At 63.0% G+C, this 24,597-nt stretch carries 22 protein-coding genes; 13 read left to right on the top strand and 9 right to left on the bottom strand.

Translation table 11 applies throughout. The features are described 5' to 3' along the window. Positions 1-9: 9 nt before the first annotated feature. Positions 10-1,107, bottom strand: a complete 1,098-nt coding sequence (locus tag NKH95_RS11970) for a S1 family serine peptidase (RefSeq protein ID WP_023812498.1) — start codon at positions 1,105-1,107, stop codon at positions 10-12. Between the two features lie 397 nt (positions 1,108-1,504). Between NKH95_RS11970 and NKH95_RS11965 the strand changes: the two genes are divergently transcribed. Then, complete coding sequence (locus tag NKH95_RS11965; RefSeq protein WP_352761591.1) at positions 1,505-2,599, top strand: trypsin-like serine peptidase; 1,095 nt, start codon at positions 1,505-1,507, stop codon at positions 2,597-2,599. Positions 2,600-2,659: 60 nt separating this feature from the next. Here the strand turns inward: NKH95_RS11965 and NKH95_RS11960 are convergent, their stop codons facing one another. The 3 genes from NKH95_RS11960 to NKH95_RS11950 all read right to left on the bottom strand — a co-directional run bounded on the left by NKH95_RS11960 (position 2,660) and on the right by NKH95_RS11950 (position 6,052). Beyond that, the gene (locus NKH95_RS11960; protein WP_023812500.1) at positions 2,660-3,367 is read right to left on the bottom strand and encodes a DUF4760 domain-containing protein; all 708 of its coding nucleotides are present in this window, start codon (positions 3,365-3,367) and stop codon (positions 2,660-2,662) included. Next, on the bottom strand, positions 3,364-3,744 hold the full coding sequence (locus NKH95_RS11955) for a hypothetical protein (protein ID WP_031213534.1): 381 nt from the start codon (positions 3,742-3,744) through the stop codon (positions 3,364-3,366). Before NKH95_RS11955 ends, NKH95_RS11960 begins: the two co-directional genes overlap by 4 nt. A gap of 109 nt (positions 3,745-3,853) precedes the next feature. Beyond that, positions 3,854-6,052 carry a caspase family protein gene (locus NKH95_RS11950; protein ID WP_352891613.1) on the bottom strand — a complete coding sequence of 733 codons (2,199 nt, stop codon included), beginning with the start codon at positions 6,050-6,052 and terminating at the stop codon, positions 3,854-3,856. A gap of 245 nt (positions 6,053-6,297) precedes the next feature. Here NKH95_RS11950 and NKH95_RS11945 point away from each other — a divergent pair, with 245 nt between their 5' ends. Further along, positions 6,298-6,702, top strand: coding sequence for a Fur family transcriptional regulator (locus NKH95_RS11945; protein ID WP_013529546.1), 405 nt, complete (start codon positions 6,298-6,300; stop codon positions 6,700-6,702). 240 nt (positions 6,703-6,942) lie between these two features. On the opposite strand, the gene polA is transcribed toward NKH95_RS11945, so the two are convergent. After that, on the bottom strand, positions 6,943-9,894 hold the full coding sequence (gene polA / locus NKH95_RS11940) for a DNA polymerase I (protein WP_352891622.1): 2,952 nt from the start codon (positions 9,892-9,894) through the stop codon (positions 6,943-6,945). Between the two features lie 415 nt (positions 9,895-10,309). On the opposite strand from polA, the gene NKH95_RS11935 reads away from it, so the two are divergent. The 7 genes from NKH95_RS11935 (at position 10,310) to NKH95_RS11905 (ending at position 16,644) form a co-directional block, all read left to right on the top strand. Next, the gene (locus NKH95_RS11935; RefSeq protein ID WP_352891611.1) at positions 10,310-11,695 is read left to right on the top strand and encodes a M20/M25/M40 family metallo-hydrolase; all 1,386 of its coding nucleotides are present in this window, start codon (positions 10,310-10,312) and stop codon (positions 11,693-11,695) included. A 124-nt stretch (positions 11,696-11,819) separates the two neighbouring features. Continuing rightward, positions 11,820-12,440, top strand: a complete 621-nt coding sequence (locus NKH95_RS11930; protein ID WP_031213535.1) for a ribonuclease D — start codon at positions 11,820-11,822, stop codon at positions 12,438-12,440. Between the two features lie 100 nt (positions 12,441-12,540). After that, the gene (locus NKH95_RS11925; protein WP_013529550.1) at positions 12,541-12,744 is read left to right on the top strand and encodes a hypothetical protein; all 204 of its coding nucleotides are present in this window, start codon (positions 12,541-12,543) and stop codon (positions 12,742-12,744) included. 110 nt (positions 12,745-12,854) lie between these two features. Then, positions 12,855-13,109 (top strand): GlsB/YeaQ/YmgE family stress response membrane protein, encoded by a 255-nt coding sequence (locus tag NKH95_RS11920; RefSeq protein ID WP_013529551.1) that lies wholly within the window; start codon positions 12,855-12,857, stop codon positions 13,107-13,109. Positions 13,110-13,134: 25 nt separating this feature from the next. Beyond that, positions 13,135-13,281, top strand: a complete 147-nt coding sequence (locus tag NKH95_RS11915) for a hypothetical protein (protein WP_013529552.1) — start codon at positions 13,135-13,137, stop codon at positions 13,279-13,281. An 18-nt stretch (positions 13,282-13,299) separates the two neighbouring features. Continuing rightward, positions 13,300-14,214 (top strand): hypothetical protein, encoded by a 915-nt coding sequence (locus NKH95_RS11910; RefSeq protein WP_352554977.1) that lies wholly within the window; start codon positions 13,300-13,302, stop codon positions 14,212-14,214. Between the two features lie 168 nt (positions 14,215-14,382). Then, positions 14,383-16,644, top strand: a complete 2,262-nt coding sequence (locus NKH95_RS11905) for a transglycosylase domain-containing protein (protein WP_352554976.1) — start codon at positions 14,383-14,385, stop codon at positions 16,642-16,644. Between the two features lie 9 nt (positions 16,645-16,653). Here the strand turns inward: NKH95_RS11905 and NKH95_RS11900 are convergent, their stop codons facing one another. After that, positions 16,654-17,016, bottom strand: coding sequence for a nuclear transport factor 2 family protein (locus NKH95_RS11900; RefSeq protein ID WP_128303226.1), 363 nt, complete (start codon positions 17,014-17,016; stop codon positions 16,654-16,656). Positions 17,017-17,181: 165 nt separating this feature from the next. On the opposite strand from NKH95_RS11900, the gene NKH95_RS11895 reads away from it, so the two are divergent. Next, positions 17,182-17,934 carry an SDR family NAD(P)-dependent oxidoreductase gene (locus NKH95_RS11895; protein WP_023812510.1) on the top strand — a complete coding sequence of 251 codons (753 nt, stop codon included), beginning with the start codon at positions 17,182-17,184 and terminating at the stop codon, positions 17,932-17,934. A gap of 13 nt (positions 17,935-17,947) precedes the next feature. On the opposite strand, the gene NKH95_RS11890 is transcribed toward NKH95_RS11895, so the two are convergent. Then, positions 17,948-18,868 carry a zinc-binding dehydrogenase gene (locus NKH95_RS11890; protein WP_352554975.1) on the bottom strand — a complete coding sequence of 307 codons (921 nt, stop codon included), beginning with the start codon at positions 18,866-18,868 and terminating at the stop codon, positions 17,948-17,950. A 198-nt stretch (positions 18,869-19,066) separates the two neighbouring features. On the opposite strand from NKH95_RS11890, the gene NKH95_RS11885 reads away from it, so the two are divergent. Beyond that, a complete protein-coding gene (locus NKH95_RS11885; RefSeq protein WP_352891609.1) occupies positions 19,067-19,876 on the top strand; it encodes an AraC family transcriptional regulator in 810 nt (269 codons plus the stop codon). A 70-nt stretch (positions 19,877-19,946) separates the two neighbouring features. On the opposite strand, the gene NKH95_RS11880 is transcribed toward NKH95_RS11885, so the two are convergent. Continuing rightward, positions 19,947-21,743: a cation:proton antiporter domain-containing protein gene (locus tag NKH95_RS11880; protein WP_352610164.1), complete on the bottom strand. Its 1,797-nt coding sequence runs from the start codon at positions 21,741-21,743 to the stop codon at positions 19,947-19,949. Positions 21,744-21,966: 223 nt separating this feature from the next. Then, on the bottom strand, positions 21,967-22,416 hold the full coding sequence (locus NKH95_RS11875) for a baeRF12 domain-containing protein (protein WP_023812513.1): 450 nt from the start codon (positions 22,414-22,416) through the stop codon (positions 21,967-21,969). A 420-nt stretch (positions 22,417-22,836) separates the two neighbouring features. On the opposite strand from NKH95_RS11875, the gene cysG reads away from it, so the two are divergent. Continuing rightward, positions 22,837-24,288 carry a siroheme synthase CysG gene (gene cysG / locus NKH95_RS11870; RefSeq protein WP_023812515.1) on the top strand — a complete coding sequence of 484 codons (1,452 nt, stop codon included), beginning with the start codon at positions 22,837-22,839 and terminating at the stop codon, positions 24,286-24,288. After that, positions 24,285-24,578: a DUF2849 domain-containing protein gene (locus NKH95_RS11865; protein WP_352891607.1), complete on the top strand. Its 294-nt coding sequence runs from the start codon at positions 24,285-24,287 to the stop codon at positions 24,576-24,578. Before cysG ends, NKH95_RS11865 begins: the two co-directional genes overlap by 4 nt. Positions 24,579-24,597 lie beyond the last annotated feature (19 nt).

The raw sequence follows: 24,597 nt of genomic DNA, 5'->3' as shown, positions 1-24,597 counted from the left end.
GGCCGGGGTTCAGGGCGTTTTCGGTTTCTGCGCCGTGCCGAGTCCCGCCTTGGGTTTGGCAGGCGCCGGAGCAGAGCTTTTCATCTTCGCCTCGATCCAGCCGGTGTAGTTGGCCAGCCGCGTGTAGATGCCGTAGGCGTCCTTGTGGCCGCAGGCCGCACTGCCGTCAGCCGGGCCTTCGCCCCAGCTGACGACGCCGATTTGGACCGGGCCTTCGGCACCGGTCATGAACAGCGGGCCGCCACTGTCGCCGTTGCAGGCATCGCGCACGCCGCTGGTGGTGCCGGCGCAGATCATGTTGCCGGTCAGCGGGTCGGTCATGTCGGCGGCGATCGCATTGGCGGCCGCGTCGATGCCTTTTTCCGAATAGCGCATACGGCGCGACAGATCGCCAAGTGCTGCCTTCAGATCACGCGCATAGATGGCCTTGATGCCGCTGTTGCAGGCCTGGTTCGGCTGCAGGTCGAGATCGGCGACCATCAGCGTGGTCGGAAAGGTGCCGTCCTGCATCTTGCCCCAGCCGGTGACGGTCGTCTTGCCGGTGTCGGGCGTTGCCTCATGGGCGACCTTGATGGTCGGCGCGTCGGCCGGTTCGGCAAGCCGAAGCAGCCCGAGGTCGTTGTCGAGGGTCTGCTCGCTGTAGCCTTCGTTGACGATGACCTCCACCACCTTGTGGCGCTTGCCTTCGCTGAGATCGGTTGCACCGGTCAGCACGGTGACGCTCTCGGGCGAAACCGGCTGGCCCTTGTCGTTGAGGCAGTGTGCTGCCGTCAGCACCCATTGCGGCGCGATCAGGCTGCCGCCGCAGAATTGGGCGTTGGCCTGCGATGCCGGATTCTCGTCCAGCCTGTCGGTGGTGAGCAGCGCGACCTGGAACGGGTAGACTCCCTTTTCGGCCTGGTTGCCGCCATAGACGCGGTCGGCCGCGTCGGGGTTCTCCGCCGCTGCAATCGCCCTGGCTTCCGTCACGCGCTTCATTGGCGAGACCGCTGCCTCCGGTCGGGCGACCGCTTCGTCGGCCTGGGTGAAATTGGCTGCCGCAAGGACGGCCGCGATGCCGAGCAGCGATGCGGCGGCGATCGGCCTGAACCGATGGATGATGTTCACCTGAAGCCCTCCTGAGACATGTACCCGAGCGGACCAGCCCCGGCACATGATCAACGAAACAAGCCTCAGCCTGGGGATCAGACCGCGCAGCACAGTTGTTGCGGCACGGCAGGAACACCAAGTCGGGCACCGCTTCGCGGATCGCGTTCCTGTGCAGACCTCGCTCAAAATCCTATAGCCCCCCACGGGCTATGTGGAAGCGATTTGTCATTCCAATGTTGTATTAATTTAGGCAATATATCCGCGCGAGTGCCTCTGGCGGGACCTCGACAGACTGTAGGGGTAATGATCAGGTCAGGCACCGGTAATCAAAAACTCCTTTTTTGGCCTCACCACGATCTCGACAATATTTCTGTATCTTGATCCAGTCCTTGCTGACTTTTGGGAGAGTCTCACCATGACAAAACTGACAAACGCACTTGTTGCGTCCACATTGCTTTCCACCGCAATGTGGGCGGTTCCAGCTTTCGCCGCCGATCCTGGCTCCGCCAGTGCCGGCAATGGCGAAAGCGCGCGCGACGCGACTTCAGGCGACTACAAGCCCGGGCGGGCAAAGCCAATCGCGCCACCGAAGCTGACCGACGAAGACAGCCGCGCCGCGCCGCTTGCCGACGAGGCAACGGCTGTCAAATCCTACGGCATCGTCGGACGGTCCGCCGATGGCAAGGAGATCAAGATCGAGCCGAGCGAAGCGCTGCGGGAGCTTATCATCAAGGAACTGAACGCTCCGGCCACTGGAAAAGACGGGGCTGAGCGCAAGACCGAGGATCCGGACCTCGGCGAAGGCGAAGCCGGCCGCCAGGTTTTCGGCACCGACGATCGCGAGCAGGTCAAGAACACCAAGACCTATCCGTTCTCGGCAATAGGCTATCTCGAAGCCAAATCGCCGAAGACGGGCAGCTTCGGCAGCTGTTCGGCAACGCTGATCGGTCCGCGAACCGTACTCACCGCCGCGCACTGCCTCTACAGTCATGAGGACAAGGATTGGCTCTCCGACTACCTGTTCGTGCCGGGCCTTAACGGCAGCACGGCCGACGACGCACCGTTCGGCGCCTTCGCCTTCGAAAGCGCCTATGTGCTGCAAGGCTTCATCGACAACTACCAGGGCTATTACGGGTCGGTCCTGCTGTGGGATCTCGGCATCGTCACGCTGAAGCAGGATGTCGGCACCAATCTCGGCTGGCTGGGCTATGCCAACTATGAGGATCTCGGCGATTTCACCGCCAATCTCGTCGGCTATCCCGGCGACAAGCCGATGGGCACGATGTGGAAGGCAAACTGCGAAGTGCACGCCGAAAACATCGCGCCGGAATATTTCCAGTATGACTGCGATACGTTCCCAGGGTCGAGCGGGAGCTCGGTCTATGCTTACGACAACAAGGCCAAGCAGCGCATCGTCACCGGTGTCAACGTGGCGGAAAGCCCCGACGCGAACACCGCCGTGCGCCTGAACGCTGCCAACGTCCAGTGGATCAACAGCCTGTATAAGTAATCGCTGCGCATTCGCGATGGAGACAAAGGCGGCGGCGCAATCCCGCCGCCTTTTTCGCCGCTATTTGGCTGCGGATGCAGGCGGGCCGTTGCGCACATAGTTCTCGATTGCCGAAGCGAAAGTGGGAGAACCCGCCTTGCGCTGCTTGTCTATGTAGCCGGCAAAATAGCTCCAGAAAGAGACGGCATAGTCACGGAAATAAGCATCGGTCACTTTGCGCGAACACAAATCGCCGTCGATGCAGAAGGACAGCCGGTTGAGGAAATAGACGATGCGATCGAAATTCTCGCTGAAATCGGCGAGCGGCATGTCGCCGCCGGAGGCAGTCATCGCCTCGATGCCGATGCGTTGCCGGAACACCTGCTCCTCGGTCGGCGATGGGTTGGCGCTGAGCAGATTGTCATATTTGGCGTTGAGCGCCGTCAGACGATCTTTCAGCGCACGCTGCGCCTGCTGGTAGTCCTTGTTTTCCCAGAGCTCGACAAGCGACATGGTCTGCTCGACGCGCTTCTGCTCCTGGTTGGCCAGGAACTGGTAGACCGAGAACATCAGGGTGAAGATGATGGCGAGGCGCACGGCCATGCCCGACCAGGCATAAACCAGCATGCGCCAGTCGCGGTCGGTGAACGGGTTGCCCTCCTTCTTGATCTCGTGGCTGCTCGGCCACGGAAAGCCTTCCGTGGTTTCCGGCAAGGTCTGTTTCGCCGTTGGCGCCTTTGCAGGCGCGGCAGCCGCTGTTTGCCTGGTGTTGCCCGCCGGCTTCTTCATCCGCAGGTGTCCAGTTCGATGGTGGCGGAGGGATCCAATACGATGCCTGGCGCCTCCAGCTTCTTTTTCAGGCATTCCAGCTGCAGGCGCGAAATCATGAACTGGACATCAGGGTCCGCCGCACCCTTGTTTGGTGACGGCAAGGCTTCGACGACGCCGCGCGAGGCGCAGTTGCTGAGATCGACGACAACCGCGTCGCTGCCGCTTTTGGCGAACTGGTCGTACTGATCGAGAAAACACGTCGCCAGTTCCGAGTTGGTGACGATCTGCTTGACGCACAGGCCGCAGGCATCGTCCGCCGAAGCGTTGGCGATCAGCAGCAGGCCGCCGGCAAGGCCGGCTACCGTTCCACGCCAGGAAAACACAGAATTCTTCACAATCGATCCTATCCGTTTCATCCGGCCGTCATGCGTCAGCGGCCGGGAATGTTCTCATATCGCGCCGATCGCGCAAGAGCCGGCAGAGCCATGCGGCGCCGGCATCCGCTCAGGCGCGCGGCACCGTCTCCATCGGGAAGATCATCACCGCGCCTTTCGGGCCACTCTTGTCGGCAAGCCGCATCACCGAGCGGGTTGCCGGCGCCATGCCGAGATCGGTCAGCATGTCGGAGAAGCCGGCGGAGCCCATTCCGCGTGTCGCCGAGGCGACGCCGTCCTGCGCCAGGAAGCTCAGATCCTGCTTCTCGCTCTCCGGCGGCGCCTCGGTCAAAACCGCGATCATCCGCTCCATGCCGAAACTGGTGTCGGTGAAAGCCAGCAGCCCCTCTTCTAGCATGGCTTGCGGGGCGAGGCGTTCGGCAACGATGTGGGTGATCGAGTAGTCGCTGCCGACATAGAGCACATTGATGTCGACCAGCAGATCCGAGCCGTTCTTGGCCAGCACATGCACTTCGTCGCCCGGCGACACGCGGGGCACAACCGAAGCCTGCAGCGGTTCGAGGCCGTCCTTGTCGCGACGTTTGACCTGAAACTGGACGTCGACGTCCTCGGGCTTGTAGTCCGAGGCCGCCGCCAGCCGCGAAAGCCCGGTGGCGCGGAAGATGGTGCGCAGGTTCCTGGCCATTGCATCGGCCAGTTTCTGGCGGTCGTGAATGATGATCAGCGGCGGTTTGCCGCCCTCCTTCAGGCTCACGTCGCCCGATGCCGGCAGGAACCACAGCGCCGGCTTGTCTGTCGCATCCTTGGGGGCACCGGGAACAGCATTCTCGCGCATCATCGCGAGGCGGAGGTCGGCGCTCTTGCCGGGCTCGACCAGCTCGATGTTGAAGCCGGTCTCCCTGGCTGTGGCCAGTTCGTCGAGAACCGAATTGACCAGACCGGTTTCCTTCTCAAGTCCCTTGGCTATGGCCGGCCGCGCCAACACGAGCTTGTAGTCGACGGCGATCTCCGCCACCCGCGCATAGGCGTTGGCCGGAATGTCGGCGACTTTGAGCGCCGGCTTCTTGTCGAACTCGACCGACTTGACGCGGCTTTCCAGGTTTTTTGCCGACTGCACTTCCAAAAATCCGACAGCGTCGGACAGCGGCGATAGCGCTGAAGGCAGGATGGCAAGCTTGCTGCCCGGAGTGAGGCGATGCAGCAGCCCGGCGCCGATCGTCGCTTCGCCGTCCTTGATGACGACAGGCCATTGCATGACCGCGTCGGTCTTGTCGGTGCCGAACACCCGTGCGTCCAACTCGCCCTCGAACAGCGGCGTCGGCCGGGTGCGGCTGTCGGCCGAATATTGCTGCAGCACGGCCTGACCGAGCTGGCGATAGGTGACGTTGGGGTTTTCGGCCAGTTTCGACAGGATGGTGAAGGTGAACAGGCCGAACCGGGGCGCATCCGGCGTGCCCTTCGGCAGCGGCATTTCCGGTGTCGTCTCCACCGTCTGCGCGGCATAGAAGGCGACCAGCTTGCCCTTGGCGATCGGTTCGCCGCCGGTAGGGCTCAGGCTGAAGGCAGGCTTGCGCGTGCCATTGTCGTCGATGCCGCGCGAGCCGGCGGACGAAATCACCTCGTCATAGGCCTTGATCGCGGCAGCCCGTTCGGCCTCGTTGCCGCCGACCAGGTCGGCGAACTCGACCTTGCGCTCCAGCTCGTCATTGACCTCGACGGCGCGTGTCGCGGTGCCGGAATGGCAGCAGTCGAACACGACCCAGACGAAAGCGCCCTTGTCGCGAATGGCGTCGAGTGCCGCGCCGATCTCGTTGTCGATCAGCGCATTGGGCACGCCGGCATCGCGGTTGATCCATTTGCCGATATCGACGGGCAGGAAGATCTCGTCGAGCCCGTCGGTTTCGTCGCCCTTGACCATCTGCGGCTGCTGGGCGCCATGCCCAGACAGATGCAGATAGACGAAGTCGTCGCGCTGAACCTTGGCGGCAAGGTCGGCCAATGCGGTTTTGATGGCCGCATGGGTCGGCAGGCCACTGGCGCTGGGGACATCCTTGGCGAGCAGCGTGACGTTCTCCGGCGCGAAGCGCACCGGGTCGGGCACATTCTTCAGGAGATAGTCGCGGATGAGGGCTGCATCGTTCTTCGGCCCGACCAGCCAGTTCCTCTGCGGCAGGTTGGGATATTCGGTGCAGGCGACCAGCAGCGCATGATAGGTGCGCGATGCGGCCATGGTCGGGAACGACACCATGCCGGCCATGGTCAAAGCGGACGTGCCGACCAGCAGCGTCCGCCGCGTCAATTTGATCATGATTGCTTCCCCAAGCCCGACCGAAATTCCAAGCGCGGCAATCCTCGCTGAAGATATTGTCAGTATTTTGAACGTTACATCGCAGAGCAACCTGCCTGTTGCCCCGCTCCGATCGATGTTCTCGACCGCCTTGCGGGCAGAATGCTGGAAACAGTAGCAAAAATGCCTGTTCGTCGCTATCTGGATGGGTACATGGATAGTTTGTGCGCGGCGCAAGCGACGGAAGGCGAGTTGGAAACAGGATCATGGCGGCAAGGGATGTGCTGACGAAGAACCAGCTGTGCGTGCTCGAGAAACTCGAGACCGCCAGCGGACCGCTCAGTGCCTATACCTTGCTCGACCAACTGCGCGAGCGCGGTTTTCGCGCGCCTCTGCAGGTCTATCGAGCGCTCGACACGCTGGTGAAGTCAGGTTTCGTGCACCGGCTCGAAAGCATCAATTCTTTCGTCGCCTGCGCCGAGCCGCACGACCACAGCCATTCGATGACCGCCTTCGCGATATGCGACACATGTGGGCAGGTGACCGAAATGTCCGACCACGATGTCGGCCACAGCTTGGACGAATGGGTGCGCTCGACAGGCTTCGCCGCCAAGAAGGCGGTGATCGAGTTTCGCGGGACGTGTGCCAAGTGTCTGGCCGAAGCGGCTTAGGATCAGGCCAGCCAATCTATTGATGTTGGAGGGGCAGCACCCCCCTCTGTCCTGCCGGACATCTCCCCCGCAAGGGGGGAGATTGGCAGCTTCGGCGCTCCGCTCATTTCTGCAACGTTGGCGATTGGCGAAACCAGAAGTGACATCCGATCTCCCCCTTGCGGGGGAGATGCCCGGCAGGGCAGAGGGGGGTGTGAAGGAACGCGATCTAGCCGGCCTGGGCGCACCCCACATCAGCCGCTAGTGCGCCTCGTCCCAATTGTTCGCCGCCCGCGCATCGACATGCAGCGGCACCGACATCGATACCGCTGGCATCGCCGCGTTTTCCATGACGTGACGCACGACCGGGATCGTCGCCTCGACTTCCGCCTCGACCGTCTCGAAAATCAGTTCGTCATGCACCTGCAGCAGCATGCGTGCCGAAAGGCCTGCATTTTCCAGCGCCTCCTCCATGCGGATCATGGCACGGCGGATGATGTCGGCGGCGGTGCCTTGCAGGCGGGCGTTGATCGAGGCGCGTTCGTTGAAGGCGCGGAGCGAGGGGTTGGACGATCTTATGTCGGGGTAATGGATGCGGCGGCCGAAGATCGTTTCGACAAAGCCATGCTCGCGGGCATAGGCCTTGGTCTCCTCGATATAGTCTCGGATGCCGGGGAAGCGCTCGAAATATTTCTTGATGTAGTTGCCGGCCTCCTCGCGCGGGATCGACAGCTGGTTGGCGAGGCCGAAGGCCGAGATGCCGTAGATAATGCCGAAATTGATCGCCTTGGCGCGGCGACGGACTTCCGAAGGCATGCCCTCGACCGGCACGTTGAACATCTCAGACGCGGTGATGGCGTGGATATCGGCGCCGTCGGCGAAAGCCTGCCGCAATTGCGGAATCTCGGCGACATGGGCGAGCACCCGCAATTCGATCTGGCTGTAGTCGGCCGAGACCAGCCGATGGCTCTTGTCGGTGATGAAGGCGGTCCTGATCTTGCGGCCTTCGGCGGTGCGCACCGGGATGTTCTGCAGGTTCGGATCGGAGGACGACAGGCGTCCCGTCGTCGTCGCGGCCAGCGCGTAGGACGTGTGGACGCGCTTGGTGTCGGGGTGGATGAAGCCGGGCAGCGCATCGGTATAGGTCGATTTCAGCTTGGTCAGCTGCCGCCAGTCGACGATCTTGCGCGGCAGTTCGTGACCTTCGGCGGCGAGATCTTCGAGAAGCTGCGCCGAGGTCGACCACTGGCCGGTCTTGGTCTTCGAACCGCCGGGCAGGCCCATGCGCCCGAACAATATGTCGCCGAGCTGCTTTGGCGAACCGATGTTGATGCGTTCGCCGATGAGCTGGTAGATTTCCTCTTCGAGGCGAGCGGCGCCCTGGGCCAGTTCGCCCGAGAGCCGCGACAGGATCTGCCGGTCGACCGAGATGCCGCGCTGTTCCATGCGCGCCAGCACCGGCACCAGCGGCCGCTCCAGCCGCTCATAGACCGACACTAGGCCTTTGGCGGCAAGCCGCGGTTTCAGCACCAGCCAGAGCCGCAGCGTCATATCGGCGTCTTCGGCGGCATGAGCGGTCGCCTTGTCGATGTCGACCTGATCGAAACCGACGGAGCTTTTGCCGGAGCCGGTGACGTCCTTGAGCAGGAGAGGGGTATGACCCAGCCATTTCTCGGCTAGCGAGTCCAGGCCGTGACCATGGGGCGTGCCGGCATCGAGCACGTAGGAGATCAGCATGGTGTCGTCGAACGGTGCGACATCGATGCCGTAGCGGCTCATGATGACAAGATCGTATTTCAGGTTCTGCGCGATCTTGAGAACCGATCTGTCTTCGAGCAGCGGTTTCAGCACAGCCAGCGCCTCGCGAAGCGGTATCTGGTTTTCGAGCGCGCCACCACCGAGCAGGTCGCCATTGCCGCTCATGTGGGCAAAGGGGATATAGGCGGCGCGGCCGGGCGCCGTGGCGATGGCCATGCCGATCAGTTCGGCCTGCATCGGATCAGCCGATGTTGCCCTGACATCGAAGGCGGCGATGCCCGCCTCCCGTGCCTCGGCCACCCAGGCTTTCAGGGTCGAGACATCGCGAATGCAATGATAGGCAGAAATATCGATCTTGCCGGTGGCCGCGCGCTCCAGCCGCAGTGCCGCGAGCAGGGAAGGGGTATCGCCTTGTTTTGACGTCTCCGCCGTCCCGCCGGCTTCGTCCGGTTCAGTGCCGGACGCGTTTCGGGCAACCGGCGGCAACCCGGCCCCGACATCTGGGCCATGAGCATGATCGGCGCGTTCGACGGTGACCGCGACGGCCTGGACATCGCCGGCCTCGGTGCTGGTCGCTTCCGCCACACGGCGGGTCAGTGACGTGAATTCCATGGTCTTCAAGAAACCGATCAGCTTCGGGCCGTCCGGCGCGTGCAGGACGAAATCGTCCAGTCCCTCGGCGACCGGCACATCGTTCATCAGCGTCACCAGCTGACGCGAAATGCGCGCCTTGTCGGCATTGGCGATGATCGATTCGCGCCTCTTGTCCTGCTTGATCTCGCCGGCCCGGGCCAGCAGCGTGTCGAGGTCACCGAACTGTTCGAGCAGTTGCGCCGCCGTCTTCGGCCCTATGCCGGGCACACCAGGCACATTGTCGACCGAATCGCCGGTCAGCGCCTGCAGATCGACCATCTTTTCCGGCGGCACGCCCCATTTCTCGATCACCTCCGGGATTCCGATCTGGCGGTCCTTCATCGGGTCGTACATGGCGACCGTGTCGCCGACCAGCTGCATCAGATCCTTGTCGGAGGAGATGATGGTGGTGTCGCCGCCAGCTTCGCAGGCCAGCCTCGCATAGGTGGCGATCAGATCGTCGGCCTCGTAGCCTTCGATCTCGACGCAGGGCAGGTTGAACGCCCTGGTCGCCTGGCGGATCAGGCCGAATTGCGGGATCAAATCTTCCGGCGGTGCCGAGCGGTTGGCCTTGTATTCGGGGTAGAGGTCGTTGCGGAAGGTTTTCGACGAATAGTCGAAAATGACGGCGAAATGCGTTGGCACAATGCCTACATCGGTGTTGCGGGCGTCGAGCATCAGCTTCCACAGCATGTTGCAGAAGCCGGAAACGGCGCCCACCGGCAGGCCGTCGGATTTGCGGGTCAGCGGCGGCAGCGCGTGATAGGCACGGAAGATGTAGCCGGAGCCGTCGACAAGGAAGAGATGATCGCCTTTTTTCATGTCGGCAGGGATAGCGCGGCGCGGCGGCTTGGTCCATGCCAAAGGCAGCCTCGACTATCGGTTCCGGCAACACCCTGACAGATCGCCGTCACCCCGCTCACGCCTATGTTACAAAACTGTAATTTTCGTGCCCTTGAATCGCCACGTTCAGAGACCCAAATACACGTCATCGGCAGTTTTCGCCGAGTCCGGAGCAAGGCCCGTCCCCCGCCTATCCCGGACACCTGCGGCAGCCTATCCCCCCTCTCCGGGCTGCCGCATCGTTTCGAGTAGAAGGCCGCCGTGGTTCCCCCTCCACCACGGCGGTCTTTTTTATCCCAGACAGACGTTTGCAGCCCGTGGTCCAATGATCGCGGGCTTTTCGTTTTGCTGTCCTGCCTTTACGGTTCGGGTTCTGAATCGAAAGGCTTCACATATGTCCGCAATTTCCCCCGTCCTCGACCGTCTCGACAACAATCTCGACCAGAGCCTCGAGCGCCTGTTCGGCTTGCTCAGGATCAAGTCGATCTCCACCGATCCGGCCTTTGCTGCCGATTGCCGCAAGGCGGCGGAATGGCTGGTGGCCGAACTCAAGCTGATCGGCTTCGACGCCAGCGTTCGCGACACATCAGGCCACCCGATGGTGGTTGCGCACCATGACGGCCCGGCCGGTTCGCAGCATGTGTTGTTTTACGGCCATTATGACGTTCAGCCGGTCGATCCGATCGAATTGTGGGAAAGCGATCCGTTCGCGCCTGCTGTCAAGGAGGTCGGGCCGGATCACAAGGTGATCACCGGACGCGGGTCGGCCGACGACAAGGGCCAGTTGATGACCTTCGTCGAGGCTTGCCGCGCCTGGAAACAGGTGCATGGCAATCTGCCTTGCCGCATCACCATCCTGTTCGAGGGCGAGGAGGAATCCGGCTCGCCCTCGTTGAAGCCGTTCCTCGAAGCCAATGCCGACGAACTCAAGGCCGATTTCGCGCTGGTCTGCGATACTGGCATGTGGGACCGCGACACGCCGTCGATCTGCGTCGGGCTGCGCGGGCTGGTCGGTGAGGAGATCACGGTGAAGGCGGCCGATCGCGACCTACATTCGGGCCTCTATGGGGGTGCCGCCGCCAACCCGATCCGCATCCTGGCCAAGGTGCTGGCCGATATCCACGACAAGGACGGTCACATCACCATTCCCGGCTTCTATGACGGCGTCGAGGAAACGCCGTCGCAGATCCTGAAATCTTGGGAGACGCTGGGCGAGACGGCCGAGACGTTCCTCGGGCCAGTCGGCCTGTCGATCCCGTCGGGCGAAGAGGGCCGCTCCGTGCTGGAGTTGACCTGGGCGCGGCCGACGGCCGAGTTCAACGGCATCATCGGCGGCTACACCGGCAAGGGCTTCAAGACGGTGATCGCGGCCGAAGCCTCGGCGAAGGTGTCGTTTCGCCTCGTACACAAGCAGGATCCCAAGAAAATCCGCGCGGCGTTCCAGAAATTCGTCAAGGAGCGGATTCCGGCCGACTGCTCGGTCGAATTCCATCCGCATGGCGGCTCGCCGGCAATCCAGCTTTCCTACGACTCGCCCTTCCTGGCCAAGGCCAAGGATGCGCTGTCCGACGAATGGCCGAAGCCGGCGGTGACGACGGGCAGCGGCGGGTCGATCCCGGTGGTCGGCGACTTCCAGACCTATCTCGGCATGGAATCGCTGCTGGTCGGGTTCGGCCTCGACGACGACCGCATCCACTCGCCCAACGAGAAATACGAGCTCAGCTCCTTCCACAAGGGCCAGCGCTCCTGGGCGCGGATTCTCGATGCGCTGACCCGCTGACGCGGCGTGAAAATCAACTTTCAGTTGATTTTTCAGCGGAACGCGGCGAGGACGGGCCACAAGACAAAGCGCTACAGCGTCCCTTGCGGGTCAAGGGACGCGCAAGGCTCGACCGGAGAAGACAATGGCCGATATCCGTTTCCACAAGCATGATCTGCCCGACCTCTCGCACTACAATGTCGGGGCAGTGGCCATCGACACCGAAACGCTGGGGCTCAATCCGCATCGCGACCGGCTGTGCGTGGTGCAGATTTCGCCTGGCGACGGCACGGCCGATGTGATCCAGATCGCGCCCGGCCAGAAGAAGGCGCCGAACCTCGTCAGCCTGCTGCGGAACCGCGGCGTAACCAAGCTGTTCCACTACGGACGCTTCGACCTCGCCGTGCTCTACAATGCGTTCGGCGTCATGCCCGAGCCGGTGTTCTGCACCAAGATCGCCTCGCGGCTGACCCGCACCTACACCGACCGCCACGGGCTGAAGGACATCTGCTTCGAGCTTCTTGGCGTCGGCCTCTCCAAGGCGCAGCAATCGTCGGACTGGGCGGCCGAGACGCTGTCGCCCGAACAGCTCGAATACGCAGCTTCCGATGTGCTCTATCTGCACCGGTTGCGCGATGTGCTTGCCGGACGGCTGGCGCGCGATGGGCGGATCAAGGAAGCCGATGCCTGCTTCCGCTTCCTGCCGACGCGTGCCAAGCTTGACCTGATGGGCTGGGACGAAGAGGATATCTTCGCCCATAGCTGACGGTCGTCGGCGCGCTCCGCGGCCGGTGAGCGTTTGGAACCGGATGCAGGCCGCCGCGTTCTGTCGGCTCAGTTTGTCGGTGCAATTGGGGGATGATGACATGGCGGACAGAAAGCCGATTGCGACCGCACCGACAGATGGCTCCAAGGTCTCCGTGACCTGGAAGGACAGCGACGGCGTCATCAACGAATCCATCGCGCAATATCGCGACGACGGCTGGTGGGTCTATATCGACAGTCACACGCAAAAGAAGGTCGAGCCGACCAGTTGGCGCCCTGCCGCAAGCGACGATGACGATCAATGATGGCGCCGCTGGTGAGGCCGGCCGCTTTCGAATAGCCTGAAGCTGTTGATATCGAGGCCGATTCGGAGCTTTCCGTTCCGCCGTCGTCCTCTTGCTCGGAGGAACTCTCTATGGGTGTCGAAAGCCTGCTCGTCTTCATCATCATCGGTGCCATCGCCGGCTGGCTCGCCGGTCTTATCGTTTCCGGCTTCGGCTTCGGTCTGATCGGCAACATCATTGTCGGTATCGTCGGCGCGTTCATCGCTGGCTGGCTGTTCCCGAGGATCGGATTTTCCATCGGCGGCGGCACTCTCGCCGCGATCATCCATGCCACAATCGGCGCCATCATCCTGCTGGTGCTGGTCAAGGTCCTGAAACGAGCCTGAGGCTCGACAACGCAAAGAGCGCGCCATGAAACAGAATACGCTCTATCTCGTCATTGGCGCGCTCGTCGTCGTGGTCATTGCGCTCGGCATCTACGTCTATCGCGAGCAGACCAAACCCAAAGGCGTCGAACTCAAGATCGACGACAAGGGCATTTCGATCCAGCAGAACTAAGCCATGCGGGAGCGCGACATGGTTGCTTCTGACGCCCCGGAAGGCGTCGATCAGCCTGGGTTTACCGTGGCGGAATGGGAGAGGCTGAACAGGCCGCCGAGGCGTGAGGCGCTGCTGCGCTATCATTGGCGGGTGTTTCGCTTTCTGAGGACATCCGCGCCGGTCAGCGAATTGCAGGGGCAAGAGCAGGTATTCCGTGATGCGGTCGTCGCCACCGTGGCCTTCAACCGGCCCGACGTGATCGAATGGCAGATCCACCTGGTGCGCCGATACCTTGCCGAGCACGAGAGCTACATCGTCTTCGACAACAGCAAGAAGGACGAGGCGAGGAAAGCGATCCGCGATCTCTGCCGTCGCCAGCATGTCCCCTATGTCGCATTGCCGAAGAACAGGCTGGTCGTCAGCAGATCGCACGGTCAAGCGCTCAACTGGATCGTGCGGAATTTCTTGCCTGGGTTCGGGCCGAAGCTTTTCGGCTTCATCGATCATGACATCTTTCCAACTGAACCATTTTCGATCCGCGACCGGATGAAGGGCAAGAGCCTCTACGGCAGCGTGCGGCGCGATACGCCGACACCAGGCGGCTGGTTCTTGTGGCCCGGCTTCTGTTTTTTCGATGGAAGCCTGTTGCGGCGGCGGCTGGATTTCGCCCCGAGCTACAAGTTCCATATGGATTCCGGCGGCGGCAACTGGCCGGTGCTCTACAGGTCGATCGACCCGGCGATGGTTCGGTTCGCTGAAAACAAATCGCTTCGCTTCGGCGCTGGACATGATCAATCCGAGGATTTTTTCATGGTGGTCGATGGCTGGCTGCACGTGACGAACGCCTCGAACTGGAGGCGACAGCCGGCTGACAGGGGCGAACACATTCTCGCGCTGTTGCGGCAAGCCGGCGGTCCCGACCAGCCGGATGTGAAGTTCGAGCCTATCTGAACGAGACATCGAACAGCGTGGTGGCAGTGGCCTGCAAAGAGCAGACGCTGGCCTTTTCGCTGCCCAACGCCAAGGCCGGCATTCGAACACGACTTAACCCGCCTTTAAACCGCCGCATCTACTCTTCAACCCGAACGCCATAGGCATCGGGGATATCAAGCACAGCGCATGGCGAACCGCAGGGACAGTCGCATCGAACCCAGTTTCGAGGGGCCGCCGCAGGCGCGGTCCTCGGCGGGTCTTTCGGTGAACGAGGAGGATCGCGTCGTGCCGAGCAATCGCAAAGCTTCCGCAAAACGCAAGCCGGCCAAAGGGAAATCGTCGCGGGTCAAGCGCGGCAGAAGCCGGCGCGGCCTGTTCGGCGTGCTCGGCCGGCTGTTCTACTGGTGCTTTGTGTTCGCCATCTGGGGCGGCATCGCGGTGGCCGGCATCGTCGTTTACTATGGCGCCAAGATGCCGGCGGCGACGACATGGTCGATTCCCGACCGCGCCCCCAACATCAAGATCGTCTCTGCTGACGGCCAATTGCTCGCCAATCGCGGCATGAGCGGCGGCGAGGCCGTCGGCCTGCATGAAATGTCGCCCTATATCCCGGAAGCCGTCATCGCCATCGAAGATCGGCGCTTCTACTCGCATTTCGGCATCGACCCGATCGGGCTTTCTCGCGCCATGGTCACCAATGTGCTTGGCGGGCATTTCTCGCAGGGTGGCTCGACGCTGACCCAGCAATTGGCCAAGAACCTGTTCCTGACGCCGGACCGCACGCTGGAGCGCAAGGTGCAGGAGGTGCTGCTGGCGCTGTGGCTGGAGCACAAGCACACCAAGGACCAGATTCTCGAAATGTACCTCAACCGGGTCTATTTCGGTTCCGGCGCCTATGGCGTCGAGGCCGCCTCGCGCCGCTATTTCGGCAAGAGCGCGCGTGACGTCACCCTGTCGGAAGCCGCATTGCTTGCCGGCCTGTTGAAGGCGCCGTCGCGGCTGTCGCCGGCACGCGATCCGAAGGCCGCCGAGGAACGCTCGCAACTGGTGCTTGCCGCCATGCGCGACGAGGGAAAGATCAGCGCCAAGGAACTGACCTCGGCAATGAGCGCGCCGGCAACGCGTGCGCCGTCCTACTGGACCGGCTCGGAGAATTACGTCGCCGACACCATCATGGAAGAATTGCCCGACCTGATCGGCGACGTGCGCGGCGACATCGTCATCGACAGCACCGTCGACCTGAACCTGCAAAAGCTCGCCGAACAGTCGATCCGCAGGCTGATCGACGACAGCGGCAAGAAGCTCAACGTCAGCCAGGGCGCCCTGGTGTCGATCGACGATTCCGGCGCGGTGCGCGCCATGGTCGGCGGCTACGACTATTCGACGAGCCAGTTCGACCGTGCTTCGGAGGCACGTCGCCAGCCGGGCTCGGCGTTCAAGCCGTTCGTCTATATGGCCGCGCTCGAAGCCGGTCGCACGCCCGACAGCATCCGCAACGATGCGCCGATCAAGATCGGCAATTGGACACCCGACAATTACGGCGGCAAGTATTTCGGCAAGGTGACGCTGGCCACCGCGCTGGCCAAGTCTCTGAACTCGGTGGCCGCGCAGCTGACCATGGAGGTCGGGCCGAACGCGGTAGTCGAGGCGGCCCACCGCATGGGCATCCAGTCCGACCTGATAGCCAACACCTCGATCGCGCTCGGCACTTCGGAAGTGACGCCGCTGGAGCTGACCTCGGCCTATGTCCCATTCGCCAATGGCGGCTACAAGCCCGACATCCACTTCATCCGGCGCGTGACGACCACCGAGGGCAAAGTGCTTTACGACAGCGGCGGCGGCAGCGCGCCGCGCGTCGTCAAGCCTGAGATCGTGGGCATGATGAACTCGATGATGACGGGCACGGTTGAGATCGGCACTGCCCGGAAAGCGGCTTTCGCCTGGCCATCGGCCGGCAAGACCGGCACCAGTCAGAATTCGCGCGACGCCTGGTTCGTCGGCTACACCGCCAACCTCACCACCGGTGTGTGGTTCGGCAATGATGATGGCAGCCCGATGAAGAAGGTCACCGGCGGCGCACTGCCGGCGCAGGCCTGGCACGAGTTCATGGTTGCGGCCCACGAGGGTGTGCCGGTGCGGCCGCTGCCCGGCACCTGGAAATCGACGCCGGCCGACACAATCGTCCCCGACGAGATCCCCTCGGCGAACAACACGGCGCCGGTTCCGTCAACGTCGGTCGGCCAGCAGGTTCCGGCGCGGCCAGCAGCGCCGGTTGCCCAAGCTCCGTCCCGCGCAGCCCGTCCCGCCCAAACCGTCGATGCCGATGGCCTTTCCATGCCAGAGGATGACGGCGCCACCGCATCGATCAAGCACCCGGTGCCGCCAGGCGACGTCGGCGGTCCGCGCAAAAAGCGGCAGACCTCGATCCTCGACCTCCTTGGCGGCTGATCCGATCCGCTAATTCCGTGGCTTGGCGCTGCCCAATTTCTTGCTGTCAAAGGTCAGTTTGTCGCTGTGAATCTTGCCATCGCGGACGGTGAGGTGCTTGGCGCAGGAAAGCGCGCCGGACGACTTTGTCATCAAGTCATACATCAGCAGCGCCTGGTGATCGTCGCCGAAAGCAGCGATCATGCGCACACCGGTCACATCCTGTGAAAGTTTGGTCAGGCCCTTCAGGTAGGGGGCCTTGCCGGTCGATTGCTGCATCGGCCCATCAAAAACGACGTCGTCGGCGACATAGGATGCTGCCTTTTCGAGGTCGTGGCCTGTCCACGCCTTGGTGAAGGCGGTGGCGATGTCGAGGGGTGCTGTCTGTGTCATGGCTCTGTCCGATTGATTTGATGTGAAACCCCGCACCCTTGTCCTGCACTCCCCGAACCAACGGCGAGTTGGCTTCCCGGTTCCTCCTTTGACGTGAATGGTGACATTTCGGCCTCTCGCCACCTCGGCGGCGTTCGGCTACATCTGCCGGCTGGAGACCCTGAGATGACTGAACTCGACACCAGAAAGACCATCGTGCTGACCGGCGCCAGCCGCGGCATTGGCCACGCCACCGTCAAGCGTTTTTCGCGCGAGGGCTGGCGCGTCATCACCTGCTCCAGGCAGGCTTTCGCCGAGGACTGCCCGTGGCCGGCCGGGCCGGAAGACCACATCAAGGTCGATCTCGCCGATCAGGAGGATGTCGGCATCGCCGTCTCCGAAATCCGCCACCGGCTGGAAGCGCATGGCGGCCAGCTGCATGCGCTGGTCAACAATGCCGGCATTTCGCCGAAGCTCAAGGACGGCAACAGCCGCATGGATTCGATCGACACGCCGATGCATGTCTGGCGCGACGTGTTCCAGGTCAATTTCTTCGCGCCGATCATGCTGGCGCGCGGCCTGTTCAAGGAACTGGCGGCGGCCAAGGGCTCGATCGTCAACGTAACCTCGATCGCCGGAACCCGCGTGCATCCCTTCGCCGGCACGGCCTACGCGACATCGAAGGCGGCACTTGGCTCGCTGACGCGCGAGATGGCACATGATTTCGGCCCGCACGGCATCCGCGTCAACGCCATTGCGCCCGGCGAGATCGACACCGCGATCCTGTCACCGGGCACCGACAAGATCGTCGAGACGATCCCCTTGAGAAGGCTCGGCACCACGGCCGAAGTCGCCGACATCATCTTCTTCCTGTGCTCGCAGCAGGCGTCCTACGTGACCGGCTCGGAAATTCACATCAATGGCGGCCAGCACGTGTGACAAAACAGGATGCTCATCCTGTTATGGTGAGAACGGCCTTGCCGCTGAAGCTGCGCTGTCGCAGTGCGTTCAGCGCTTGGGCGATGTCTGTCCACGGCACGGTCAAGGCCACGCGCGTTTCGAGCCGGCCGGCTGCGACCAGAGCGAGCAGCGAGGCGATGTCCTCGCCAATGCCTGGACCAGACGTGTAGTACGCGAAAGTCTGAAGCCTCGCTCCTTCATGATCCGGAACGAACTGGCGGAATCCGACGGGCGTCAGTTCGCCGCTGCTCGAGCCGAACATGACGATGGTCCCGCCAGGGGCGACGCGTTCGATCGCGCATGCGAGGCTTTGACCGCCAACCGACTCGGTAATCAGCGAGAACGGCCCCTCGGTCAGGTCTATCGCTTCGACAACCTGCCTGGCTCCCAGGTTGCGGAGATCCTCGGCGTGCCGGGCGGCGGCGACAGCGGTCACGAATCCGCCCTGATGGCGGGCGAGCTGGATCTGGAAACGACCGACCGCACCGCTTGCGCCGGTGATCAAGACCTGCTGGCCGGCGAGGTCCCCGCCATGGCGTAGAGTCCTCAGCGCCGTCGTACCGGCGACCGGAAGCGTAGCTGCGGAAACGAAGCTGACGTCATCCGGCAGGACGGCGAGACGGTCGGTTGGGACTGCGATGCGTTCGGTCCAACCAGCCTCGTCGACCAACGCGACAACCCGGGCGCCGACGGTTGGCCCGGAACCATCGGCTGCTCTTCGTTCGACAATCCCCGCAATGTCCTGGCCGGGTATCCAACCCTTGGGGCGTATGGCAAGCAGGCGCAGTTCGCCGCGATTCAACGAAGTCGCGTGGACCGAGACAAGTGCTTCATTCGAGGCCGGTTGAGGCTCGGCGACGTCGGCGAGCCTCAACCCGGTCGCGTTTTCTGGAGAGATGACCAGGGCAAGCATGGGCGTACCTTGTTGCTGGCTTGTCGGTGCCAGCTTGCGTTGGAAAGCACTGCAAGCTGAGTACCCACGTAGGTAGCGGGCCATACCGCCGGGGGCGCGCAGCGTCACGAGATCAACCCTGCGCGAACCGAAGCCTATCGACTTTCGCGGTTAAAGAATTTAGCTATCGTGGCGTTTCATCGCTAATAACAGTCAATCATGAGACAGCCCCTCAGCTACCCCTGGCTCGATCTCGATGTGGATGACCCAGCCGCGCTGGCGATTGCCGTGCGCGTCGACATCCCCGACACCCGAGCGGAAGTCCCCGCCCATCGGCACCGCAAAGGCCAGCTCGTCTTCGCGCTCGGCGGCGGCGTCACATGCCGCGTTCCAAGCGGTCTATGGATGGTGCCGCCGCATTGCGGGGTGTGGATCCCCGGCGGCATGGAGCACAGCAATGTCGCAACCGCCAACGCCCGGATTTTTTTCGTCTACATAGAGCCGGGCGCCGCCGACCTGCCGGAGCGGTGCTGCACACTTTCGATCTCGCCACTGCTGCGCGAATTGATCATCGAGCTTTCCGATCGGCTGCAGGACGACGAGGCGAGGGGCGAGCTCTTGACCAAGATACTGCTCACCGAGTTGCCACGCATGGCTGTCCAGCAATTGCACCTGCCGATCTCGTCCGAGCCGCGCTTGAACAGGATCGCCGAAGCGTTGGCGCAGGACCCCGCCGACCGCAGCACACTGGCGGAATGGGCCAATCGCGTCGCGCTCAGCGAAAGCAGCCTCGCCCGCCTTGTGGCAAAGGAGACAGGGCTGAGTTTCGGGCGCTGGCGCCAGCAATTGCACTTGATCGTTGCAATTCGGGAACTGGCTTCCGGCAAGAGTGTCCAGCAGGTCTCGGGCGATCTCGGCTATGGTTCCGTTACGGCCTTCATCACCATGTTCAAGAAGGCGCTTGGGAAGCCGCCGGCCAAATACCTCAGTGGTATCGCGCAAAATGGCGGCTCTGCATTCGTGGCGTGATGCTCGCTTGAAAGGGTGGTCGAGCCGATCACGATGCCAGCGTGCGAGAGTGCAGCCTGGGCTTTGGAACTCAGGCCACCGATGGCTCGGCGGTTTCGCGCCTCAACTCCGGTTTGGGACCGAGAACTTCTTCCACAATCCCGCGCGCAATCTCGCGTTCACCCATGATCACCGTATCGGCGCCCAAACCCTTGAGATGTTCGACCTCGGCGTCGGAATGGGCACGAGCGATGACGTTGATGCCAGGGTTGGCGGTGCGGGCTCGGAGCACGATCTGGCCGGCTTCGAAGGCATTGGGGATGGCAAGGATCAGCCGGCTGGCGCCTTCGGGATTGGCGGCGGCGAACACTTCGGCATTGGCCGCATTGCCGGCGACGGTCTCGATGCTGTCCGCTTTCAATTTCGCCAGCGTCTTGTCGGCGTCCTCGATGACCAGGAAGGGCATTGCCGCGTCTTTCAGCGCCGAGCCGACCAGGCCACCGACACGGCCGTAGCCGATCAGGATAGCATGGCCGGTGAGTGCCGTCTTTGGAGGCGGGCCGTCCTCCTTTTTCGTCGTTGCCGCGACAGAGGCTACCTGGCCCGGCTCCGTCGCCGGACCAACCGGTTTTGCCTCGACCGGTGGTGCCGTCCTGGCGGCGCGCCGTTCCAGCCACGGCTTCATCCAGTCGATGGCCAGGAACATCAGCGGGTTGAGGACAATCGACAGGATCGCACCGGCCAGAATGAGGTCGCGGCCCTGTTCCGGCAGCAGCTTCAGCCCGACGCCGAGTTCAGCCAGAATGAAGGAGAATTCGCCGATCTGGGCAAGGCTTGCCGAAATTATCAGCGCCGTGGCGATGGGATAGCCGAAGGCGACAACGATGGCGAATGCGGCCAGTGATTTGCCAATGACGATGATGGCCAGCGTCGCCAGGATCGGCCAGCCATTGCTGATCAGGCTGAACGGGTCGAACAGCATGCCGACCGAGACGAAGAACAGCACGGAGAAGGCATCGCGCAGCGGCAGCGATTCCTCGGCGGCGCGGTGGCTGAGCTCGGACTCGCTCATGATCATGCCGGCGAAGAAGGCGCCCAGCGCCAGCGAGACACCGAATAGTTTTGCCGCACCGAAGGCGACGCCGAGCGCGATGGCCAAAACCGCCAGCCGGAACAGTTCGCGCGAGCCGGTATGGGCGACGTAATGCAGGATCCAGGGAATGACCCGGCGGCCGACCACCAGCATGACGATCACGAAAGCGGCGACCTTGGCCAGCGTGATGCCGACGACGCCCCAGATGCCGTAGCTGGCCGGCAGCGACAGCAGGCCGCTCGCATGGGCGTCAGCCTGCTCCTGACCGCCGAGCACGCCGGCCAGCGCCGGCAGCAGCACCAGCGCCAGCACCATGGCCAGATCCTCGACGATCAGCCAGCCGACGGCGATGCGGCCGCGCTCGGTCTCGATCATCCGCCGTTCCTGCAGGGCACGCAGCAGCACCACGGTCGAGGCCACCGACAGCGCCAGGCCGAACACCAGCCCCGCGCCCATCGACCAGCCAAGCATCCAGGCAAGACCGGCGCCAAGTGCGGTGGCAAAGCCGATCTGGACGATGGCGCCCGGCACGGCGATGGCACGCACCGACAGCAGATCCTTGAGCGAGAAGTGCAGCCCGACGCCGAACATCAGGAGGATGACGCCGATTTCGGCCAGTTCGTTGGCAAGGCCGGCATCGGCGACGAAGCCAGGCGTGTTCGGCCCGACCAGCACGCCGGCTACGAGATAGCCGACCAGCGGCGGAATGCGGAAGCGATTGGCGAGAGCCCCGAAGACGAAAGCCAGCCCCAGACCGGCGACGATGGTGGCGATAAGGGGCGTGTCATGCGGCATTGTCTATGGAGCGCCTTTCAAAAACAGCGATGTTGGATGAGCGCCGCCCAAAGCCGCCGCCTGTTTGCAATATGGTGGATGGTATGTCGGCGATGCAACCCGCAAAGCCATGAAATCGACGGCGCTGCCGCAAATATTTGACCGGCAGCCGAGAAAGCTGCCGGTCAAATCGGAATTTGTGCGGTGCTATTCGTCTCGATCGGTCAGGGCCGATCGACAATGATCAGGCTGCCTGCAGCAAGGCCTCGATTTCCGGTATGGCATGGTTGGTCAATGTCTTGGGAATTTCGGCGGTCACCTTGTCCCCGACCTCCTTATGCAGCTTTTTGCGCATTGTCCCAAGCACCACCGGCGGTGCGACGAGCACGATCTCGCTGAATTCGCCGTCATGCGCGAGCTTGTAGAGCCGGGCGGCGATTTCATCGGCGAAACGCTCCTTGCCGATGCGGTGCCAGTCCGTATCCTCGACTGCGCTGCGGTGTACGGAGGGACCATCATTGTATCGGCCCGGGCTGTCACTGCCTTGCTCGCGGGTGGGCGGGTTGTCCTGCTGCATTTCCTGCACCACCTCGAGATTCGGATATTTGTTGTCGCCGGCGTTTCGGAGGAAAAGCGCCTTCTCGCCATCGGCCACCATGACCCAGATACCGTGCTTGAGTATGATTGTGTTCATGATGACAGGCTCCTTTTCAGCCGCGTGGTGGCCTTTCGTGGCGTTCCGCAGCCGGGGTTTCGATCCGATATGACAGGCCTTTTGAGAACGCGCCCCGAGCCACTAATGTTCCAGTCGGCAGCCGCGTCGGCGTTGGACATTCTGGCTATCCAGAGTTCGCGGCTTTAATCTACTAATTTGGTAGAATTTAGAAAAAACGGTTTTGCGGCTTTTCTCCCCGGGCGCTAAAAGACCCGGAAAACAAGGCCTGCGACAGCAGCTTGAATCCGCTCCATCTGTAAACGAGAAATATTTTTCTCTTGGCCGGGATGCTTTCAGAAAAGCAATTGCATCCCGATAAGGGATGCGCGAGTGCGTTCCTTCTGGTTTCTCGCGCCCGCGCGTAGAACTGCAAGCTCATTCAGGATTCCGCTCGCGTCCATGTCGCACACTGCTCCCAAGCTCAATGCCTTCCCCGTGTTCATGCGGGTCGAGGGCGAAGCTGTGGCCATCGTTGGCGGCGGCGAAGAGGCGCTGGCCAAGGCGCGGCTGATCGGACAGTCGAGTGCGGTCCTGCGGATTATCGCGGAACACGCCGAGCCTGACCTGCTCGCCTTCGTCGCCCAGGCCGGCGCGAGCCATTTTGCCGCCGCTTACGACGCATCGCAGCTCGAAGGCGCGATCATGGTGTTTGCCGCCAGCGGCGACGAGGAACTCGACCGTCGGGTGGCTGCGGATGCGCGCCGCCTAAGCATTCCGGTCAATGCCGTCGATCGGCCTGAGCTTTGCGATTTCTTCACCCCGGCGCTGGTCAACCGCGCGCCAGTCGCCATCGCCATCGGCACCGAAGGCGCCGGGCCGGTGCTTGCGCAGATGCTGCGCGGCCGCATCGACCGTATGCTGTCGCCGTCGCTCGGGCCGCTGGCAACGCTTGCCGCTTCGTTTCGCGGGGCTGCCGAGAAGCTGCTGCCGAGAGGCAATGCCCGGCGCCGCTTCTGGAATGATTTCTTCACTGGTGCTCCTGCACGCGCGGCTGAAATCGGTCAGCTTTCGCAGGCGCATGATGCTGCCGTCGATCTCCTGCTTTCGAATGCGCCGGCTCGCGGCCACATCGCGCTGGTCGGTGCCGGTCCGGGCGCCGAGGATCTTCTGACCTTGCGCGCACACCGCCTGCTGATGGAAGCCGATGTCATCGTCCATGACGCGCTGGTGCCGGAGGCGGTGGTTGCCATGGGTCGCCGCGATGCCGAGCGTCTGCCGGTCGGAAAGCGCAAGGGCTGTCACACCAAGAGCCAGGCTGAGATCAATGCGCTGCTGGTCGAGCTTGGCCGTGAAGGCAAGCGTGTCGTGCGGCTGAAGTCAGGCGATCCGCTGGTGTTCGGCCGGGCCGGCGAAGAGATGGCGGCACTTCGCGATGCCGGCATCGCCTATGAGGTGGTTCCGGGCGTCACCGCGGCCTTTGCCGCCGCCGCCGATTTCGAACTGCCGCTGACCTTGCGCGGTGTCTCCTCGTCGATGGTGTTCACCACCGGCCACGACCTCAAGGGCAATTCGCTGCCCGACTGGGCCAAGCTCGCCATTTCCGGCGCCACCGTCGCCGTTTATATGGGCCGCTCGGTGGCCGCCGAGGTTGCCGGACGGCTGATCGAGGCGGGTCTGTCGCCAGATACGGCGGTGGCCGTGGTCGAGAATGCCAGCCTCGCCAACCGGCGTCGCTTCCACGGCACGCTTGCCGACCTGCCGTCGCTGGAAACGCGCGCCGATCTTTCCGGCCCGGTCATGACCATCATCGGCGATGCGGTCGCCGGCGCCAACTTTGAACGGTCCGAGCCGCTGGCGGCACACAGGCATGAAGGCGCGTCCAGTTCGGTCGCCGAAGGAGTTCAGCAATGAAGATACTGACCGCCAACCGCCTCACCGACGGTATTGCCGTCTGGTACGCCGATGGCGGCTGGGCCGAGACGGTGGACCATGCCGACCTCGCCCATGACAAGGCAGCCGAGGACAGGCTCGAGGCGACCGGCGCCAAGGCCTATGCCGCCAACGAAGTGGTCGACGTCAATTTGATCGACGCTGAAGTCGTCAACGGCGTCGTCCAACCGGTGCGGCTGCGCGAGAAGATCCGCGCCGCCGGCCCGACCATTCGCAACGATCTCGGCAAGCAGGCTCCGCGGGCAGCATAACCAAGACACCAGGCATGGG

The organism is Mesorhizobium sp. M0848, from assembly GCF_040319805.1.
Lineage (GTDB): Bacteria > Pseudomonadota > Alphaproteobacteria > Rhizobiales > Rhizobiaceae > Mesorhizobium.
The sequence above is the reverse complement of the archived record's forward strand: the minus strand, read 5'-3'. Positions and strand labels throughout refer to the sequence as shown.

Bases quoted from the DNA above. Each gene is read 5' to 3' on its own strand.
- NKH95_RS11965 (WP_352761591.1), top strand. From the start codon at position 1,505: ATGACAAAACTGACAAACGCACTTGTTGCGTCCACATTGCTTTCCACC.
- NKH95_RS11960 (WP_023812500.1), bottom strand. From the start codon at position 3,367: ATGAAGAAGCCGGCGGGCAACACCAGGCAAACAGCGGCTGCCGCGCCT.
- NKH95_RS11950 (WP_352891613.1), bottom strand. From the start codon at position 6,052: ATGATCAAATTGACGCGGCGGACGCTGCTGGTCGGCACGTCCGCTTTG.
- NKH95_RS11945 (WP_013529546.1), top strand. From the start codon at position 6,298: ATGGCGGCAAGGGATGTGCTGACGAAGAACCAGCTGTGCGTGCTCGAG.
- polA (WP_352891622.1), bottom strand. From the start codon at position 9,894: ATGAAAAAAGGCGATCATCTCTTCCTTGTCGACGGCTCCGGCTACATC.
- NKH95_RS11935 (WP_352891611.1), top strand. From the start codon at position 10,310: ATGTCCGCAATTTCCCCCGTCCTCGACCGTCTCGACAACAATCTCGAC.
- NKH95_RS11930 (WP_031213535.1), top strand. From the start codon at position 11,820: ATGGCCGATATCCGTTTCCACAAGCATGATCTGCCCGACCTCTCGCAC.
- NKH95_RS11925 (WP_013529550.1), top strand. From the start codon at position 12,541: ATGGCGGACAGAAAGCCGATTGCGACCGCACCGACAGATGGCTCCAAG.
- NKH95_RS11920 (WP_013529551.1), top strand. From the start codon at position 12,855: ATGGGTGTCGAAAGCCTGCTCGTCTTCATCATCATCGGTGCCATCGCC.
- NKH95_RS11915 (WP_013529552.1), top strand. From the start codon at position 13,135: ATGAAACAGAATACGCTCTATCTCGTCATTGGCGCGCTCGTCGTCGTG.
- NKH95_RS11910 (WP_352554977.1), top strand. From the start codon at position 13,300: ATGGTTGCTTCTGACGCCCCGGAAGGCGTCGATCAGCCTGGGTTTACC.
- NKH95_RS11905 (WP_352554976.1), top strand. From the start codon at position 14,383: ATGGCGAACCGCAGGGACAGTCGCATCGAACCCAGTTTCGAGGGGCCG.
- NKH95_RS11900 (WP_128303226.1), bottom strand. From the start codon at position 17,016: ATGACACAGACAGCACCCCTCGACATCGCCACCGCCTTCACCAAGGCG.
- NKH95_RS11895 (WP_023812510.1), top strand. From the start codon at position 17,182: ATGACTGAACTCGACACCAGAAAGACCATCGTGCTGACCGGCGCCAGC.
- NKH95_RS11890 (WP_352554975.1), bottom strand. From the start codon at position 18,868: ATGCTTGCCCTGGTCATCTCTCCAGAAAACGCGACCGGGTTGAGGCTC.
- NKH95_RS11885 (WP_352891609.1), top strand. From the start codon at position 19,067: ATGAGACAGCCCCTCAGCTACCCCTGGCTCGATCTCGATGTGGATGAC.
- NKH95_RS11880 (WP_352610164.1), bottom strand. From the start codon at position 21,743: ATGCCGCATGACACGCCCCTTATCGCCACCATCGTCGCCGGTCTGGGG.
- NKH95_RS11875 (WP_023812513.1), bottom strand. From the start codon at position 22,416: ATGAACACAATCATACTCAAGCACGGTATCTGGGTCATGGTGGCCGAT.
- cysG (WP_023812515.1), top strand. From the start codon at position 22,837: ATGTCGCACACTGCTCCCAAGCTCAATGCCTTCCCCGTGTTCATGCGG.
- NKH95_RS11865 (WP_352891607.1), top strand. From the start codon at position 24,285: ATGAAGATACTGACCGCCAACCGCCTCACCGACGGTATTGCCGTCTGG.